The 16305-nt window shown below is 71.3% G+C and carries 13 protein-coding genes and 1 pseudogene; 11 read left to right on the top strand and 3 right to left on the bottom strand.

The annotated features are described in order from the left end of the window. The first annotated feature begins 121 nt into the window (after positions 1-121). From ACFWJW_RS14680 to ACFWJW_RS14670, 3 genes and pseudogenes are all read left to right on the top strand, one after another. Positions 122-313, top strand: a complete 192-nt coding sequence (locus ACFWJW_RS14680; RefSeq protein WP_387239922.1) for a DUF4244 domain-containing protein — start codon at positions 122-124, stop codon at positions 311-313. Beyond that, positions 300-695, top strand: coding sequence for a TadE family type IV pilus minor pilin (locus ACFWJW_RS14675; protein WP_387239919.1), 396 nt, complete (start codon positions 300-302; stop codon positions 693-695). The genes ACFWJW_RS14680 and ACFWJW_RS14675 overlap by 14 nt, the downstream gene beginning before the upstream one ends. A gap of 55 nt (positions 696-750) precedes the next feature. Further along, a pseudogene (locus ACFWJW_RS14670) lies at positions 751-942 on the top strand (Rv3654c family TadE-like protein); the annotation flags it as partial. A gap of 456 nt (positions 943-1398) precedes the next feature. On the opposite strand, the gene ACFWJW_RS14665 reads toward ACFWJW_RS14670, so the two are convergent. Further along, the gene (locus ACFWJW_RS14665; protein WP_387239916.1) at positions 1399-3843 is read right to left on the bottom strand and encodes a DEAD/DEAH box helicase; all 2445 of its coding nucleotides are present in this window, start codon (positions 3841-3843) and stop codon (positions 1399-1401) included. Between the two features lie 81 nt (positions 3844-3924). On the opposite strand from ACFWJW_RS14665, the gene bldG reads away from it, so the two are divergent. The 7 genes from bldG to ACFWJW_RS14630 all read left to right on the top strand — a co-directional run bounded on the left by bldG (position 3925) and on the right by ACFWJW_RS14630 (position 11662). Continuing rightward, positions 3925-4266: an anti-sigma factor antagonist BldG gene (gene bldG / locus ACFWJW_RS14660; RefSeq protein WP_018089983.1), complete on the top strand. Its 342-nt coding sequence runs from the start codon at positions 3925-3927 to the stop codon at positions 4264-4266. Between the two features lie 110 nt (positions 4267-4376). Further along, complete coding sequence (locus tag ACFWJW_RS14655; protein ID WP_387239913.1) at positions 4377-4814, top strand: ATP-binding protein; 438 nt, start codon at positions 4377-4379, stop codon at positions 4812-4814. Between the two features lie 1002 nt (positions 4815-5816). Further along, the gene (locus ACFWJW_RS14650) at positions 5817-8222 is read left to right on the top strand and encodes a sodium-translocating pyrophosphatase (protein ID WP_387239910.1); all 2406 of its coding nucleotides are present in this window, start codon (positions 5817-5819) and stop codon (positions 8220-8222) included. A 218-nt stretch (positions 8223-8440) separates the two neighbouring features. Further along, positions 8441-9025, top strand: coding sequence for a small secreted protein (locus ACFWJW_RS14645; RefSeq protein WP_387239907.1), 585 nt, complete (start codon positions 8441-8443; stop codon positions 9023-9025). Positions 9026-9164: 139 nt separating this feature from the next. Continuing rightward, positions 9165-10703: a methyltransferase gene (locus ACFWJW_RS14640; RefSeq protein WP_387239904.1), complete on the top strand. Its 1539-nt coding sequence runs from the start codon at positions 9165-9167 to the stop codon at positions 10701-10703. A gap of 125 nt (positions 10704-10828) precedes the next feature. Next, complete coding sequence (locus ACFWJW_RS14635) at positions 10829-11026, top strand: hypothetical protein (protein ID WP_386681963.1); 198 nt, start codon at positions 10829-10831, stop codon at positions 11024-11026. Between the two features lie 231 nt (positions 11027-11257). Further along, positions 11258-11662, top strand: a complete 405-nt coding sequence (locus tag ACFWJW_RS14630) for a hypothetical protein (RefSeq protein ID WP_387239901.1) — start codon at positions 11258-11260, stop codon at positions 11660-11662. 117 nt (positions 11663-11779) lie between these two features. Here the strand turns inward: ACFWJW_RS14630 and ACFWJW_RS14625 are convergent, their stop codons facing one another. After that, positions 11780-12220, bottom strand: a complete 441-nt coding sequence (locus tag ACFWJW_RS14625) for a DUF2752 domain-containing protein (RefSeq protein WP_387239897.1) — start codon at positions 12218-12220, stop codon at positions 11780-11782. Then, positions 12217-12810, bottom strand: coding sequence for a hypothetical protein (locus ACFWJW_RS14620; protein WP_387239894.1), 594 nt, complete (start codon positions 12808-12810; stop codon positions 12217-12219). Before ACFWJW_RS14620 ends, ACFWJW_RS14625 begins: the two co-directional genes overlap by 4 nt. A gap of 495 nt (positions 12811-13305) precedes the next feature. Here ACFWJW_RS14620 and topA point away from each other — a divergent pair, with 495 nt between their 5' ends. Then, the gene (gene topA / locus ACFWJW_RS14615; protein ID WP_387239891.1) at positions 13306-16209 is read left to right on the top strand and encodes a type I DNA topoisomerase; all 2904 of its coding nucleotides are present in this window, start codon (positions 13306-13308) and stop codon (positions 16207-16209) included. Positions 16210-16305: the final 96 nt, after the last annotated feature.

Here is a 16305-nt window from a genome sequence, read left to right as displayed (position 1 = left end):
CGGCCGGGCCGATCTGCAGGGCGGTGCGACGGGCGGACCGGCGAAGTCATTCATCAGAAGTCATGGATCAGTGGCCCTTTCTAGGGGCCGTTCAAAGGGGGTTCGAATGTTTCGGGGCGGAATGTTGCGACGGTGGTGGGCGCGGCTGCGCGCGATCGGGGGCGACGACCGGGGGATGACCACGGCGGAGTACGCCGTCGGGACGCTCGCTGCGTGTGCCCTGGCCGCGGTGCTCTACAAGGTTGTGACGAGCGGACCGGTCCAGGCGTTGCTGCGGTCGACGCTCGAGAGGGCGATCAATGCGCAGTTCTGACGGCGGTGCCCCGGGCCTGCGGGCCCGGGGCGTCCCGCGGACTCGCGACGCCGGATTCGTGACGGCGGAGACGGCCGTGGTCATACCCGTCCTGGTGGCCGTGGTGGCGGCGCTCATCTGGGGGCTGATGGCGGTCTGTGCCCGTATCGAGTGTGTGGACGCGGCGCGGGCCGGGGCGCGTGCCGCGGCGCGGTCGGAACCACGGGCGGCGGTGATTGCGGCGGCCCGGAGCGCGGCTCCACGGGCCGCGCGGATCTCGCTGGCACGGGAGGGCGCTCTGGTCCGCGTACGGGTCGCGGCCGGGCTGCCCGGCGTGTGGCGGTTGACGGCGCGGGTCACGGGGGAGGCGGTGGCTCTTGCGGAGGAGACGGTACGGCGATGAGGGCTCGGCGACGGTCTGGACGGTCTTCGCCGCGGCGGCGCTCTGCGCGGTCTTCGTGGCCCTGATCGGCGTGGGCCAGGCCGTCACGGCGCGGCACCGGGCCGGTGGCGCCGCGGACCTGGCGGCGCTGGCCGCCGCGGATCACGCCCTTCAGGGCCCGGCCGTGGCCTGCGCTGCGGCCCGCCGGGTGGCGGCCGCGCAGCACACCCGCCTGGTGCGCTGCGCGGTGACCGGGCAGGTCGCCGATGTCTCGGCCGAGGCGGGCAGCCGCCCGTTCACCTCCCGGGTACGAGCTCGGGCCGGGCCACCGGGGCGCGGCGGCCCGGACCGGCCCCGAACCGAACCGGCCCCGGCCACCACGGCCCGCGCCCGGCGCGCACCGGCACCCCGGCTACGCCCGGCCGTGCCGGCGCCCGGGCCACGTCCCGCCGCCGCAGCACCCCGCCTACGCCCCGCCGAGCCGGTACCCCGGTTACGCCCCGCCGTGCCGGTACCCCGGTTACGCCCCGCCGTGCCGGTACCCCGGCCACGTCCCGCCGATTCGGTCGCCGTACGGGCGCCCCAGCGACGCCCCGCCGCGGCAGCACCCCGGCCACGTCCCGCCGCCGTGCCGGCACCCCGGCCACATCCCACCGTGCCGGCACCCCGGCAACGCTCCGCCGCACCGGCACCCCGGCGACGTCCGGTCGCGGCAGCACCCCGCCTACGCCCCCTGTCGCGCCCCGCGCAGCAGCTCGCCCAGCAGCCGGATGGCTCCCCGCTTGTGGAGCGGGTCATTGCCGTTGCCGCATTTGGGCGACTGGATGCAGGAAGGGCAGCCGGCCTCGCATTCGCAGGAGGCGATGGCGTGGCGGGTGGCGGTGAGCCAGTCGGCGGCCGTGTGGAAGGCGCGCTCGGCGAATCCGGCGCCGCCCGGGTGGCCGTCGTAGACGAAGACGGTCGGCAGGAGGGTGTCCGGGTGGAGCGGCACCGAGACGCCGCCGATGTCCCAGCGGTCGCAGGTGGCGAAGAGCGGCAGCATGCCGATGGAGGCGTGCTCCGCGGCGTGCAGGGCGCCGCCCAGCTGCTCGGGATTGACGCGGGCGGCGTCGAGTTGGTCCTCGGTGACCGTCCACCACACCGCGCGGGTGCGCAGCGTACGGGGCGGCAGATCGAGCTTGGTCTCGCCCAGGACCTCGCCGGTGATCAGCTTGCGGCGCAGGAAGGAGACGACCTGGTTGGTGACCTCGACGGAACCGAAACACAGCCGGGCGTCGCCCCATGGGATCTCGGTGTCGGTCTCCAGGATGGCGATCGCGGTGGTGTCCCGGGCGGTCGTGGAATAGGGCGGGCTGGCCTCCTCGACGAGCGCCACGTCGTCGGCGAGGTCGAGCTGCTGCACGACGTAGGTACGGCCCTGGTGGAGGTGCACCGCGCCGTCGTGGACGGTGGTGTGCGCGGCGGCGGCGTCCACGGTGCCCAGCAGCCGCCCGGTACCGGCCTCCACGACCTGCACCGGCGAGCCGCCCTGCCCGCGGATGTCGGTGAGGTCGGCGGCGCGCTCGCGGCGCGTCCAGTGCCAGGCTTTGGCCCGTCGGCGCAGCAGGCTCGCGGCCTCCAGCTGCGGCATCAGCCCGCCGGCCGCGGGCCCGAAGAGCGGGAAGTCGGATTCGGTGAGCGGGAGTTCGGCGGCGGCCGCGCACAGGTGCGGGGCCAGCACGTAGGGGTTGTCGGGGTCCAGGACGGTGGACTCGACGGGCTGGTCGAAGAGCGCCTCGGGATGGTGGACGAGATAGGTGTCCAGCGGGTCGTCGCGGGCCACGAGCACGGCGAGCGCGCCCTGCCCGGAGCGGCCCGCCCGGCCGGCCTGCTGCCACAAGGACGCCCGGGTCCCCGGATACCCGGCGATGACCACGGCGTCCAGGCCGGAGACGTCCACGCCCAGTTCGAGCGCGGTGGTGGCGGCCAGACCGAGCAGCTCACCGCTGTGCAGGGCGCGTTCCAGCGCGCGGCGTTCCTCGGGCAGATAACCGCCCCGGTAGGCGGCGACCCGGCCGGGCAGCGAGCGGTCCACCTCCGCGAGCCGCTCCTGGGCGATGAGGGCGATCAGTTCGGCGCCGCGCCGGGAGCGGACGAAGGCGACGGTGCGGACGCCCTGGACGGCGAGGTCGGTGAGCAGATCCGCGCTCTCGGCGGTGGCGGTCCGGCGGACCGGGGCGCCCTGCTCGCCGTGGAGTTCGGTCAGCGGCGGCTCCCACAGCGCGAAGACCAATTCGCCGCGCGGCGAGGTGTCCTCGGTGATTTCCACGACGGGCAGTCCGGTGAGCCGGGTCGCGGCCCGGCCCGGCTCCGCGGCCGTGGCGGAGGCGAGCAGAAAGACCGGCTCGGAGCCGTAACGGGCGCAGACACGGCGCAGTCGGCGGACGACCTGCGCGACATGGGAGCCGAAGACGCCGCGATAGCTGTGGCATTCATCGATGACGACATAGCGCAGCGCCCGCAGGAAGGAGGACCAGCGGGGGTGCGACGGCAGGATGCCGCGATGCAGCATGTCGGGGTTGGTCAGGACGTAGTTGCCGTATTGGCGGACCCATTCGCGCTCCTCGACGGGGGTGTCGCCGTCGTAGACCGCAGGCCGGACGGCCGGGCCCAGGGGGGCGGCCAGCTCGCGTACGGCGCGCCGCTGATCGGCTGCCAGCGCCTTCGTGGGGGCCAGATACAGGGCCGTGGCCCCTCTCCCGTTCGGGGCCTCGGAGCCGTCCAGGAGCGTGGAGAGGACCGGCGCCAGATACGCCAGGGACTTCCCCGAGGCGGTGCCGGTGGCGACGACGACCGATTCGCCGCGCAGCGCGTGTTCGGACGTCCGTGCCTGGTGGGCCCAGGGACGATCGATTCCGGCCGAGCGGATGGCATCGATCACTTCCGGCCGGATCTGTTCCGGCCAGTCGGCATGGCTGCCGATGCGCGGGGGCAAGTGCTCCGTATGAGTGATGCGCGCAGCGCGGGTCGCGCCCCGGGCGAGACGTTCGAGAATCATGCCTGGGGACGGACGTGCGCCCGCATCCGGCGGGAGTGGATTGGAGGCCATCGGCACCGAGTGTGTCACCGGAGTGACGGACAATGCTGAAAGGGCGTCGTGCACGCCCGCTGGTAAGTGATTGAATGCCATGGCGGCTGCCAGATCCGCCCCTACCTTCGGTGGGGAGGCCCCAGGGGGGCGACCGCTCGATAGCAAGGTGCTGGAGGATCCGTGGACCTGTCCCTGTCGACCCGGACCGTTGGCGACCGTACGGTCGTCGAGGTCGGTGGCGAGATTGATGTATACACCGCGCCCAAGCTGCGGGAGCAGCTGGTCGAGCTTGTGAACGACGGAAGCTACCACCTCGTGGTGGACATGGAACGTGTCGACTTCCTGGACTCCACTGGGCTCGGCGTGCTGGTCGGCGGGCTCAAGCGGGTGCGTGCCCATGAGGGCTCGCTGCGCCTGGTCTGCAACCAGGAGCGCATTCTCAAGATCTTCCGTATCACCGGACTGACCAAGGTGTTCCCGATTCACACCTCGGTCGAGGAAGCCGTCTCGGCGACTGACTGACGGTTTTGCCGGTCCCCCGCGCCACCAGGCGCGGGGGGAGGAAGAAGTGGGGGGTACCGGACGGAGGTCCGGCCCCCTGCGTCGCACGCCCGCATATCGAGGGGGATGGCATGGCCACCGTCGAACTTCGCTTCAGCGCCCTTCCCGAGCATGTCCGCACCGCGCGTCTGGTCGCGGCTGCTGTGGCACGGCGCGCGGGAGTGGACGAGGCCGTGCTGGACGAGGTGCGGCTGGCCGTCGGTGAGGCGTGCAGCCGGGCCGTGGGCCTGCACGAGAGCCATGACATCGCCGCGCCCGTGCGGGTCCTGCTGATCGAGGACGAGAAGAAGTTCTCGATCGAGGTGGGCGACGGGGTGACCGGCGATTCCGGTACGGCGCGGGGCGCCGATGAGGCCGAGGGTGTCGCGGAGACCGAAGCCGAGGGCGAGGACGAGATGGGCCTCGCCGTGATCAGCGGGCTGGTCGACGATGTCGAGGTGACCGCCGGCAAGGACGGCGGGCTGATCCGCATGACCTGGCCCACCACGACGGCCGCGGTCCTGCCGTAGGACTTCGACGGCCAGGTCCGCGAGATGTCTCCGAGTCGCGCTGTCCGTAGGTGACGCGGCACGAGCCGTCACGTCCGCAGTCCACCGGTCATCCGCTCATCCACGCCCCGACGGTCCCGAGGGCGATGACGGCGGCTGTGGCGGGCTCGCTCACGAGGGCGGTGTCGGGGGCTACGAGATCGCCGGAGAGGCGCCCGTACGGCCTTCTGCCGCGCTCTGACCCGTGATGCCGCCGGCCCTCTGAGGGCCCCCGGACCTCCGAATGCGCCGGTCCTCTGAATGCCGCCGGTCCTTTGAAGGCCCCCGGACCTCTGAAGGTCCCTGATGGCTCCGGCCCGGTGCGGGCTCGGCCCCGTACGCCCGAGGTATCGGAGCGCTGCCGACCCCGCGCCCGCCCTCGGTGCACCCGCCCCGGACCGCCCCGGCGCACCCCAGACCGCCGCCCGGCGCACCCCCGGACCGCCCCCGCAGCCGCCCGCCACAGCCTCCCCATGCCGGCTCGTGCAGTCCCGGCCCGTCCCCGGCCCGCCCAGCCCCTCCCGCCCCAGCCCCTCCCAGCCCGTCCCGGTTCTCCGCTCCCGTCTCATGCGTTGCGATCCGGACTCGATCTGATGGCTCTTCATGGGGTGCCGGGGAGGGGGTCGCGCGGCCCGGGTCACCCGTTCGGCCGTAGCCGGGCGGAACAATTCTCTCCGGTGTCACGCACACCTCAATCGGCCCAGTCGCCGAAGCCGCGTCCTTGAGCAGCGGCGATCAGTGGGCGACCCATGGGCGATCAGTACGACAGAGAGATCATCGGGCAGTGGTCAGCGAATTCGCGGCTTTCCTTCGTCCGGGCGAATTCCGTACCGCGTCGGCCTTTTGATCTTCGCCGCTACCGGCGAATTCCCTTTGACGCGTACTGTTTTGATCAACCGCGGCTCCCTACAATCCGTCCACATCTTGCTCAGGACGCCTGAGCGTGCTTCCGCGCGCCCATGTGCCAAACGTCAAGGAGGACGAATGGCGGGGCCTTACACCCCTCAGTTGCTTGACACCCCCACTTTTCTGGCCGGGCCGTCACTTACGGCGGGCAACCGCGGCATCGTGCTGGTGATCGCCGTGGTCGCCCTGGCGGCGCTGGCTGTCGCGGCGGTGCTGGTCCGCCAAGTGCTCGCGGCCGGTGAGGGAACCGACAGTATGAAGAAGATCGCGGCGGCCGTGCAGGAAGGCGCAAATGCCTACCTGGCCCGGCAGTTGCGGACCCTCGGTGTATTCGCCGTCGTGGTGTTCTTCCTGCTCATGCTGCTGCCTGCGGACAATTGGACGCAGCGCGCCGGACGCAGCGCCTTCTTCTTGATCGGCGCCGGATTCTCGGCGGCCACCGGCTATATCGGCATGTGGCTCGCCGTACGCAGCAATGTGCGTGTCGCGGCGGCCGCCCGGGAAGCCACTCCGGCCGAGGGTGAAAACCAGGAAAAGGATCTTACGGCCGTCTCGCACAAGGCGATGAAGATCGCTTTCCGTACCGGTGGCGTCGTCGGAATGTTCACCGTGGGGCTGGGCCTGCTCGGTGCCTCCTGCGTGGTGCTCGTGTACGCGGTCGACGCGCCCAAGGTGCTGGAGGGCTTCGGTCTCGGCGCCGCGCTGATTGCGATGTTCATGAGGGTCGGCGGCGGCATCTTCACCAAGGCCGCGGACGTCGGCGCCGACCTCGTCGGGAAGGTCGAGCAGGGCATCCCCGAGGACGACCCGCGCAACGCCGCGACCATCGCGGACAACGTGGGCGACAACGTCGGTGACTGCGCCGGTATGGCCGCCGACCTCTTCGAGTCGTACGCGGTGACCCTGGTCGCCGCGCTCATCCTGGGTATGGCGGCCTTCGGCGACGCCGGGCTCGCCTTCCCGCTGCTGGTCCCGGCCATCGGTGTGCTCACCGCGATGATCGGCATCTTCGTGGTCGCGCCCCGGCGCAGTGACCGCAGCGGCATGACGGCCATCAACCGCGGCTTCTTCATCTCCGCGGGCATCTCGCTGGTCCTGGTGGCCGCCGCGGTGTTCACCTACCTGCCGTCCAGCTACCAGGGCCTGAAGGGCGTCACCGACGTCGAGATCCTGAGCACCAGCGGCGACCCGCGGATGCTGGCGCTGGTGGCGGTCGCCATCGGCATCGTGCTGGCCGCGCTGATCCAGCAGCTGACCGGCTACTTCACCGAGACCACCCGGCGCCCCGTACGGGACATCGGGAAGACCTCGCTGACCGGCCCGGCCACGGTCGTCCTCTCCGGTATCTCGATCGGCCTGGAGTCGGCCGTCTACTCGGCGGTGCTGATCGGCCTGGCCGTCTACGGAGCGTTCCTGCTGGGCGGCGCCTCCATCATGCTGGCGCTGTTCGCGGTGGCGCTGGCCGGCACCGGCCTGCTGACCACTGTCGGCGTGATCGTGGCGATGGACACCTTCGGCCCGGTCTCCGACAACGCGCAGGGCATCGCCGAGATGTCCGGGGATGTCACCGGTGACGGCGCGCAGGTGCTGACCGACCTGGACGCGGTCGGCAACACGACCAAGGCCATCACCAAGGGCATCGCCATCGCGACGGCCGTACTGGCCGCGGCCGCGCTCTTCGGCTCGTACAGGGACGCGATCGCCACCGCCGTACGGGGCGTCGGCAGCGCCGCCACCGGCATGGGGCTCAGCCTGGACATCTCGCAGCCCAACAACCTCGTCGGGCTGGTCCTCGGCGCCTCGGTCGTCTTCCTGTTCTCCGGGCTGGCGATCAACGCGGTGTCGCGCTCTGCGGGAGCGGTGGTCTTCGAGGTGCGCCGGCAGTTCCGGGAGCACCCCGGGATCATGGACTACAGCGAGAAGCCCGAGTACGGGCGGGTCGTGGACATCTGCACCAAGGACGCGCTGCGTGAGCTGGCCACTCCCGGGCTGCTGGCCGTGCTCACCCCGATCGCGGTCGGCTTCTCGCTCGGCGTCGGCGCGCTCGGCTCGTTCCTGGCGGGTGCGATCGGCACCGGCACGCTGATGGCGGTCTTTCTCGCCAACTCCGGTGGCGCGTGGGACAACGCCAAGAAGCTGGTCGAGGACGGGCACCACGGCGGCAAGGGCAGCGAGGCACATGCCGCGACGGTCATCGGTGACACGGTCGGCGACCCGTTCAAGGACACCGCGGGTCCGGCCATCAACCCGCTGCTGAAGGTCATGAACCTGGTGGCGCTGCTGATCGCCCCCGCGGTGGTCAAGTTCTCCTACGGCCAGGACAAGAGCACGGGCGTCCGGCTGGTGGTCGCGCTGCTGGCGATCGCCGTCATCGTCGGCGCGGTCTACGTCTCCAAGCGGCGCGGAATCGCCGTGGGTGACGAAGACAACTCCGAAGATCCGGAAAGCATCGCCAAGTCGGCCAAGACGGCGGTGGCGTCCTAGCCGCCGAGGAGCACCAACAGGGCGCGCGGGCCGCTCAACTGGGCGGGTGGACGGCGTATTTTGCGGACGCCGGCCACCCGCCTTCCGCTTGCCCGGGTGGCCCTGCGGTCCTTGGTGCAAATGGCTGCAATGAGGGCAGGGCGGGATGCCCGACCGGTGGGCCGGGCCGTTTCGGCGTGTATGTTCCGGGGCCGAGAGCCATGGAAGGGACCAATCCGGTGAACAAGAAGCTTGTGGGTGCGCTGTCCGGCGGTGCCGCACTGGTGCTCGCGCTGACCGGTTGCAGCGACGACAGCAACAAGAAGCTCAATGACTGGGCGAAGAGTTTCTGCGACCCTGCGCAGGCCCAGTTCAAGAAGATCCAGGACGCCAACGGCGCCATGCAGACGGCCGACAACGGCAGCACCGACTCCAAGAAGGTCCAGCAGACCGACTCTGCCGCCTTCCAGAAGATTTCCGGCGCCTACGCCTCGCTGGCCAAGTCGCTGGAGAAGGCCGGGCCCCCGCCGACCGAACAGGGCAAGCAGGCACAGCAGAACGCCGTCAAGGAGCTCAACTCGCTCTCCAAGGGATACGCGGACCTCCAGAAGCAGGTCGACAGCCTCGACACCTCGGACAAGCTGAAGTTCGCGGACGGTCTGCGCGACCTGTCCAACGGCATCAACAAGCTCAACAAGCAGAGCGAGGCCGCCTTCAAGAACCTGGAGGCCGGTGAGGTCGGCACGGCGATGGCCGCCCAGAAGGGCTGTCAGAACCCCGCCGCGTCCGGTTCCCCGGCGCCGACGCAGTCCAAGAAGTCGTAGCGGCCACGGGAGTCGGACGGGCCGGGAAGCCGCGGTGGTCGCGGACCGGCAACGGCTCCGACGGCCCGGCGACGCGCCCGGAGCGGGCGTGGCGCCGGGCCGTCGCCGTTTGTCAGTGGCAGGGCCGACAATGGTGGGCGTGAGTACGCACCTCCCCACCGCAGATGCCCAGGACCCCGAGAGCAACGCCCGTACCGCCCGGCTGCGCGAGGCGCTGCTGGCCGCCGCCTTCACCGCCGACGGGCTGCTGGAGCTGCTCGGCGCGCCCGCCTATGCCGCGCTGGCGCGCAGCGAGACCGTCCCCGCCCTGCGGGCGACGCGCGGTGACAGCCCGCTGGAGACCCTGGTGCGGCTGTTCCTGCTCCAGCGCCCGGTGGAGCGGCGGCGCGCGCAGGCCGCGCTGCCGGTCGCGGACTGCCTCGCCGACGGCTGGCTGGTGCAGGACGGCGACGAGCTGCGCGCCAGTGTGGACGTGCGGCCGTACGGTGGCCCCGAGGGGCAGGACTGGTGGATCGTCTCCGACCTGGGCTGTGCGGTCGGCGGGGCCGGCGGTATCGGGGGCGTCGGGGAGGCGGACCGTGCGGAGCTGGTGCTCGGCGTCGGCGGGGCGTCCACGACCCTGGCCGGGATCACCGTGCGCCGCCCGGCCGGCAGGGCGCTCGACCTCGGCACCGGCTCCGGCATCCAGGCGCTGCACGCCGCCCAGCACGCCACTCGCGTCACGGCCACCGACCTCAACCCCCGGGCGCTGCGGATCGCCGCGCTGACGCTCGCGCTCTCCGGGGCGGAGACGGCGGACCTGCGGGAGGGCTCGCTGTTCGAGCCGGTCGGTGACGAGACGTACGACCTGATCGTGTCCAACCCGCCGTTCGTGATCTCCCCGGGCGCCCGCCTCACCTACCGGGACGGCGGCATGGGCGGCGACGACCTCTGCCGGACGCTGGTCCAGCAGTCCGCCGCGTATCTCAACGACGGCGGCTACTGCCAGCTGCTGGCCAATTGGCAGCATGTGGCGGGCGAGGAGTGGCAGGACCGGCTGCGGTCCTGGGTGCCGCGTGGCTGTGACGCCTGGATCGTGCAGCGCGAGGTGCAGGACGTCACCCAGTACGCCGAGCTGTGGCTGCGCGACGCGGGCGACCACCGGGCGGGCGACGAGGCATATGCCGCGCGCTACGACGCCTGGCTCGACGAGTTCGAGGCGCGCGGGACCAAGGCCATCGGCTTCGGCTGGATCACGCTGCGCAAGTCCGGTTCGGAGACCTCCTCCGTCACCGTCGAGGAATGGCCGCATCCGGTCGAGCAGCCGCTGGGGGAGGCGATCGTGGCGCACTTCGACCGCCAGGACTATCTGCGGACCACGGACGACGCGGCGCTGCTGGCGGGCCACTTCAAGCTCGCCGACGAGGTGGTCCAGGAGCAGGTCGGGCTGCCCGGGGCGGAGGACCCGGAGCATGTGGTGCTGCGTCAGAACCGCGGTATGCGGCGCGCCACGAAGGTGGACACGGTCGGCGCGGGCTTCGCCGGGGTGTGTGACGGCACCCTGCCCGCCGGGCGGATCCTGGACGCCATCGCCCAACTCGTCGGCGAGGACCCGGTCCTGCTGCGGGACCGTACCCCGGCCTCGATCCGGATGCTGGTCGAGCAGGGGTTCCTGGAGCCGGTGGCCGTGGGCGGCTGACGTGGACGGCTGATACGGGCGGCTGATACGGGCGGCTGATGCGGACGGGGGAGCGGCGGGCGACATACCGGCGTCGTTCATCCGGCGTTCGCCGGGATGCCGCCCCGGGGTGCCACGCTGCGCGCATGGAGAGTGGACCCGAGGCATTCGCCGGTGTGGCGTTCGCGCTGTTCGGCGCCGGACTTCTGGTGTGGACGGGCGTATGCGCGCGGACCGGCTCCCCGGTCGCCGACGGTGTCAGCCGTCCGGTCGCCACGGTGACGGCGCTGCTGTCCGGGGTGGTGTTCCTGGCCACCGGCTGCTGGCTGCTGATGGCGTTGTAGCCGCCCGCGTCGCCCCGTCGTCCCGCTGCCCGCCGGTTCGGCCCCCTCGTAACGGGACGCCGTCCTCAACTGCCGTCGGAAGGCGTTCCGTTCACTTCCGGCCAGTTCTGTCATAAATGGCCGGTGTGTGCCGGTACGCGGGAACTTTTCGGTGCCATCAGGGCATCTCCCTCAGTGAAGGTCACCAACAGGCCGGCCGGCCCATGGGCCGGCCCCTCGGGGAGGAACCCAATGAACCGTGCACTCCGCTACGCCACCGTCGGCGTCATCGCCGTCTCCCTGCTGGCCGGCGGCTCCGCCGCGGCCTTCGCCGCACCGCAGGATCTGCACACGCCCGCGCCGACCGTGGCCACCGCTCCGGCCGCCGCCAGCCTGACGGCCAAGGCCAGTGTGACCACCGTCAAGGCATGGGAGCAGTTCCGGATCACCGGCGTCGCCAAGGGCATCAAGGCCGGCACCAAGCTCACCGTCCAGCAGAAGCAGGGCACGAAGTGGGTCTCGCTGCCCGCGCAGACGCCGGTCAACTCCAGCGGTGCGTACGCGGTGCGGGTCAAGCTCGGCATCAAGGGCGCCAACCAGCTCCGCATGGCCACCGGCAGCACCGTCTCGCCGGTGGTCACGGTCACCGTGCGCTGAGGCGCTGCGGCGCGGACGCGTCGAGGTGCTGACGCCCTGACACGACGCACGGACGCCGGACGGTCCGGACCGCGGCCGGACCGTCAGGCCGCCCCGTGGCGTGTCGTCTACGAGCCCTCAGCCGACGAGATTGCGGGCGAGCATCCACACCGCGGCGACGCCGAGCAGCACGGCGTTGCCGCGGCCCGACAGCCGCGGGCGGTACACCCGGCCGCGGAGGCCGGCGACCAGCCAGCGTCCGACGGCGTACGCCACCACCGGCCCGCCCAGCGTGAGCAGCACGGCGTTGTCGTGGAAGGCCGTCACGACCTCGCCGTGCATCAGGTCGTACGCCATCCGGGTCCCGCCGCACAGCGGGCACAGCAGCCCGGTGGCCCATTTGAAGGGGCAGGGGATCAGCAGCTGCCCCGGCTGGTGCGGATCGGTGTGCCAGAGATAGACGGCGGCCGCCGCGCCGACGCCGAGCACGACCGTCGCCCGGCGGAGGGTGCGCGTCCGGACCGCCGTCCCGGAGGGGCCCACGGGTTCGGCGGGGCCCCAGGACTCCTCGGTGCTCACACGCTCAGCGAACGGGCGTAGTTGACCTGGTTGAGCACGAACATCACCTGCTCGCGGGACTGCACCGGGATCATCGTGGAGTGGTGCCGGCCGCCGCTGTTCACCGTGACCTGCACGAACCCGGTCGTCACCCGCTCCTTCATCAGGAGGAAGAGCAGCCCGAGCAGGCAGAAGAGGAAGAAGACGATGGCGAGGACGACCGCATGCGCCGGAATCTTCTCCTCCGTCCGCGACATATCCGTTGCCGTCCACACCGCGCCCCGGAGCGGCATCGGCCCGGCCGGCGTCATGACCGTGTCGCCGGTCACCGCGATATCGCCGAGCGACAGCGCCATCCCGCCCGGCTGGGCCCCGGGCTGGAAGCCGCCGGGCGCCGGCTGGGCGGCGTCCTGCGGATAGCCGTAACCGGGCTGTGGCTGCGGCGGCGCGGGCGGCTGGGGGTAGCCGTATCCGGGCTCCCCTGGGCGGCCGCCCTGCGGATAGCCGTAACCGGGGTCGGCGGGCCGACCGCTCTCCGGCGTGGCGTACGGGTTCTGACCGGGCTGGCCGGGCGGCTGTTCCGGAGGCGGTCCGGGGTGCTGGTTGGCCATGGGTGGTGATCCCCCCGAGTGTGCGTGATGACGGCAGTACCCGGCTCGAACGGCGAGCCGTGCCGTGTCCATCCTGCCAGCCCGGTCACGTGCTGTATCAAGGCAATGACGGCATCCGGCGCCGCCTTGTGACAGTCGCCGGCCGGCGGACGGTGCGGTGTGCGGCCCCGGGCGAGCGATGAACCGTCACTGTGCGGAATCACCGGAGGTGCCGCGCTGCGGCGCGCGGGGAACGGCCGGCGTGGACACCGGGGAGCAGGACGGCCCCGTCATGATCCATGGGACCGCCCCCGGGGCCCGTGACGGGCGCCTGATGCGGTCCGGGCGGCATGAAGGCATGTAGTCGGGTTACCGTTCGAGTGGCGTTGCGGGGTTTTTCCGTTTGACACGGGGCCGGGAGGTACCGTCACACTCCGCAGCGTCAAGCGTCACCGCAGTGCGTCCCGGCGTCCGGCCGGGGAGCAGTCCCAGCGTCGACCGGAGAGAAGAGCGAAGTTGTCCCCGACCAGCGAGACCACAGACGGCGGCCGCCGCCGACTCGTCATCGTCGAGTCGCCTGCCAAGGCGAAGACGATCAAGGGCTACCTCGGCCCTGGCTACGTGGTCGAGGCCAGCGTCGGACACATCCGCGACCTGCCGAACGGCGCCGCAGAGGTCCCGGCGAAGTACAAGGGCGAGCCCTGGGCCCGTCTCGGAGTGAATGTCGACGCCGAGTTCCAGCCGATCTACGTCGTCAACAGTGACAAAAAGGACCAGGTCAAGAAGCTCAAGGAGCTGCTGGCCGAGTCCGACGAGCTCTACCTCGCCACAGATGAGGACCGCGAGGGCGAGGCCATCGCCTGGCACCTCCAGGAGATCCTCAAGCCCAAGGTCCCCGTCCACCGGATGGTCTTCCACGAGATCACCAAGGACGCGATCCGCGAGGCCGTGGCCAATCCGCGCGATCTGAACCAGAAGCTGGTCGACGCCCAGGAGACCCGCCGGATCCTCGACCGCCTCTACGGCTACGAGGTCTCGCCGGTCCTGTGGAAGAAGGTCATGCCCCGGCTGTCGGCCGGCCGGGTGCAGTCCGTCGCGACCCGTCTCGTCGTCGAGCGGGAGCGCGAGCGCATCGCCTTCCGCTCCGCCGAGTACTGGGACCTGACCGGCACCTTCGCCACCGGCCGGGCCGGGGACGCCAGCGACCCCTCGACGCTGACCGCCCGGCTGAACACCGTCGACGGCCGCCGTATCGCCCAGGGCCGTGACTTCGGTCCCAACGGGCAGCTCAAGAATCACGAGGGGAGCGAAGCGACTTCCGGCAAGGGCGGTGGTGGGCGACGGGAGGGCGTGCTCCATCTGGACGAGGCGAACGCCCGCGCGCTCGCCGCCGCCCTGGAGAACACCGACTTCGCGGTGCGCTCGGTCGAGTCCAAGCCCTACCGCCGCTCGCCGTACGCCCCGTTCCGGACGACCACCCTCCAGCAGGAGGCCAGCCGCAAGCTCGGCTTCGGCGCGAAGTCCACGATGCAGGTGGCGCAGAAGCTGTACGAGAACGGCTTCATCACCTATATGCGTACGGACTCCACCACGCTCTCGGACACCGCGGTCGCCGCGGCCCGGGCGCAGGTGACGCATCTGTACGGCGCGAACTACCTGCCGGACAAGCCGCGCACCTACGCCGGCAAGGTCAAGAACGCCCAGGAGGCGCACGAGGCGATCCGCCCGTCCGGCGACCGCTTCCGCACCCCGGCAGAGACGGGGCTGACCGGCGACCAGTTCAAGCTCTACGAGCTGATCTGGAAGCGGACCGTCGCCTCCCAGATGAAGGACGCGACCGGTAACTCCGTCACGGTCAAGATCGGTGGCCGGGCCGCCGACGGCCGGGACGCCGAGTTCAGCGCGTCCGGCAAGACCATCACCTTCCACGGCTTCCTGAAGGCATACGTGGAGGGCGCCGACGACCCCAACGCCGAGCTCGACGACCGCGAGCGCCGGCTGCCGCAGGTCGCCGAGGGCGATGCGCTGGCCGCGCAGGAGATCACCGCCGACGGGCACGCCACCAAGCCGCCCGCCCGCTACACCGAGGCCACGCTGGTCAAGGAGCTGGAAGAGCGGGAGATCGGCCGCCCGTCGACCTATGCGTCGATCATCGGCACGATCCTCGACCGCGGCTATGTCTTCAAGAAGGGCACCGCGCTCGTCCCCTCCTTCCTGTCCTTCGCGGTGGTCAACCTCCTGGAGAAGCACTTCGGCCGGCTGGTCGACTACAGCTTCACCGCCAAGATGGAGGACGACCTCGACCGCATCGCCCGTGGTGAGGCGCAGTCCGTGCCGTGGCTGCGGCGCTTCTACTTCGGCGAGGGCCACGGTGAGGGCGGTGCCGCGGACGCCGGCAACGGCGACGGCGACCACCTCGGCGGGCTCAAGGAGCTGGTCGAGGACTTGGGCGCGATCGACGCCCGGGAGATCTCGTCCTTCCCGGTCAGCGACGACATCAAGCTGCGGGTCGGCCGCTACGGCCCGTATGTGGAGCGCGGCGAGAAGGACGCCGAGGGCCACCAGCGCGCCGACGTCCCCGACGACCTGGCGCCCGACGAGCTGACCGTGGAGTACGCGGAGGAGCTGCTCGCCAAGCCGAGCGGCGACTTCGAGCTGGGCATGGACCCGGAGTCCGGCCACCAGATCGTCGCCAAGGACGGCCGCTACGGCCCGTACGTCACCGAGATCCTGCCCGAGGGCACCCCGAAGACCGGCAAGAACGCGGTCAAGCCGCGCACCGCCTCGCTCTTCAAGTCGATGGCCCTGGACACGGTGACGCTGGAGGACGCGCTCAAGCTGATGTCGCTGCCGCGCGTCGTCGGCACCGACCCCGAGGGCGTGGAGATCACCGCGCAGAACGGCCGCTACGGCCCGTATCTGAAGAAGGGCACCGACTCGCGCTCCCTGGAGACCGAGGAGCAGCTCTTCTCGATCACCGTCGAGGAGGCGCTGGCGATCTACGCCCAGCCCAAGCAGCGCGGGCGGGCCGCCGCCAAGCCGCCGCTGAAGGAGCTGGGTACGGACCCGGTGAGCGGTAAGCCGGTGGTGGTCAAGGACGGCCGCTTCGGTGCGTATGTCACCGACGGCGAGACCAACGCGACGCTGCGGCGGGACGACGACGTCGAGACGATCACCGCCGAGCGGGGCTACGAGCTGCTCGCGGAGAAGCGCGCCAAGGGGCCGGCGAAGAAGACCGCGAAGAAGGCGGCCAAGAAGGCGCCGGCCAAGAAGACGGCGGCGAAGAAGACCGCCGCGAAGAAGACGGCCGCCAAGAAGACCGCGGCGAAGAAGACGACCGCGGCGAAGAAGACGACCGCCAAGAAGGCCACCGCGAAGACGGCGGCGGCAAAGAAGACGGCGGTGTCGGCCGAGGACTGAGGCTTTTGCCGGCCGGTGCCGGCCGGCGAAACCGCAGGACAAGGGCGGGCAAGACGGACACGTTCCGTCGTGCCCGCCCATTTGTTCGGGCAGGCG

The organism is Streptomyces sp. NPDC127097, assembly GCF_042724075.1.
Taxonomy (GTDB): Bacteria; Actinomycetota; Actinomycetes; order Streptomycetales; family Streptomycetaceae; genus Streptomyces.
The sequence above is the reverse complement of the archived record's forward strand: the minus strand, read 5'-3'. Positions and strand labels throughout refer to the sequence as shown.

Bases quoted from the DNA above. Each gene is read 5' to 3' on its own strand.
- ACFWJW_RS14650 (WP_387239910.1), top strand. From the start codon at position 5,817: ATGGCGGGGCCTTACACCCCTCAGTTGCTTGACACCCCCACTTTTCTG.
- ACFWJW_RS14635 (WP_386681963.1), top strand. From the start codon at position 10,829: ATGGAGAGTGGACCCGAGGCATTCGCCGGTGTGGCGTTCGCGCTGTTC.
- ACFWJW_RS14680 (WP_387239922.1), top strand. From the start codon at position 122: ATGTTGCGACGGTGGTGGGCGCGGCTGCGCGCGATCGGGGGCGACGAC.
- ACFWJW_RS14655 (WP_387239913.1), top strand. From the start codon at position 4,377: ATGGCCACCGTCGAACTTCGCTTCAGCGCCCTTCCCGAGCATGTCCGC.
- ACFWJW_RS14630 (WP_387239901.1), top strand. From the start codon at position 11,258: ATGAACCGTGCACTCCGCTACGCCACCGTCGGCGTCATCGCCGTCTCC.
- ACFWJW_RS14665 (WP_387239916.1), bottom strand. From the start codon at position 3,843: ATGGCATTCAATCACTTACCAGCGGGCGTGCACGACGCCCTTTCAGCA.
- ACFWJW_RS14675 (WP_387239919.1), top strand. From the start codon at position 300: ATGCGCAGTTCTGACGGCGGTGCCCCGGGCCTGCGGGCCCGGGGCGTC.
- ACFWJW_RS14620 (WP_387239894.1), bottom strand. From the start codon at position 12,810: ATGGCCAACCAGCACCCCGGACCGCCTCCGGAACAGCCGCCCGGCCAG.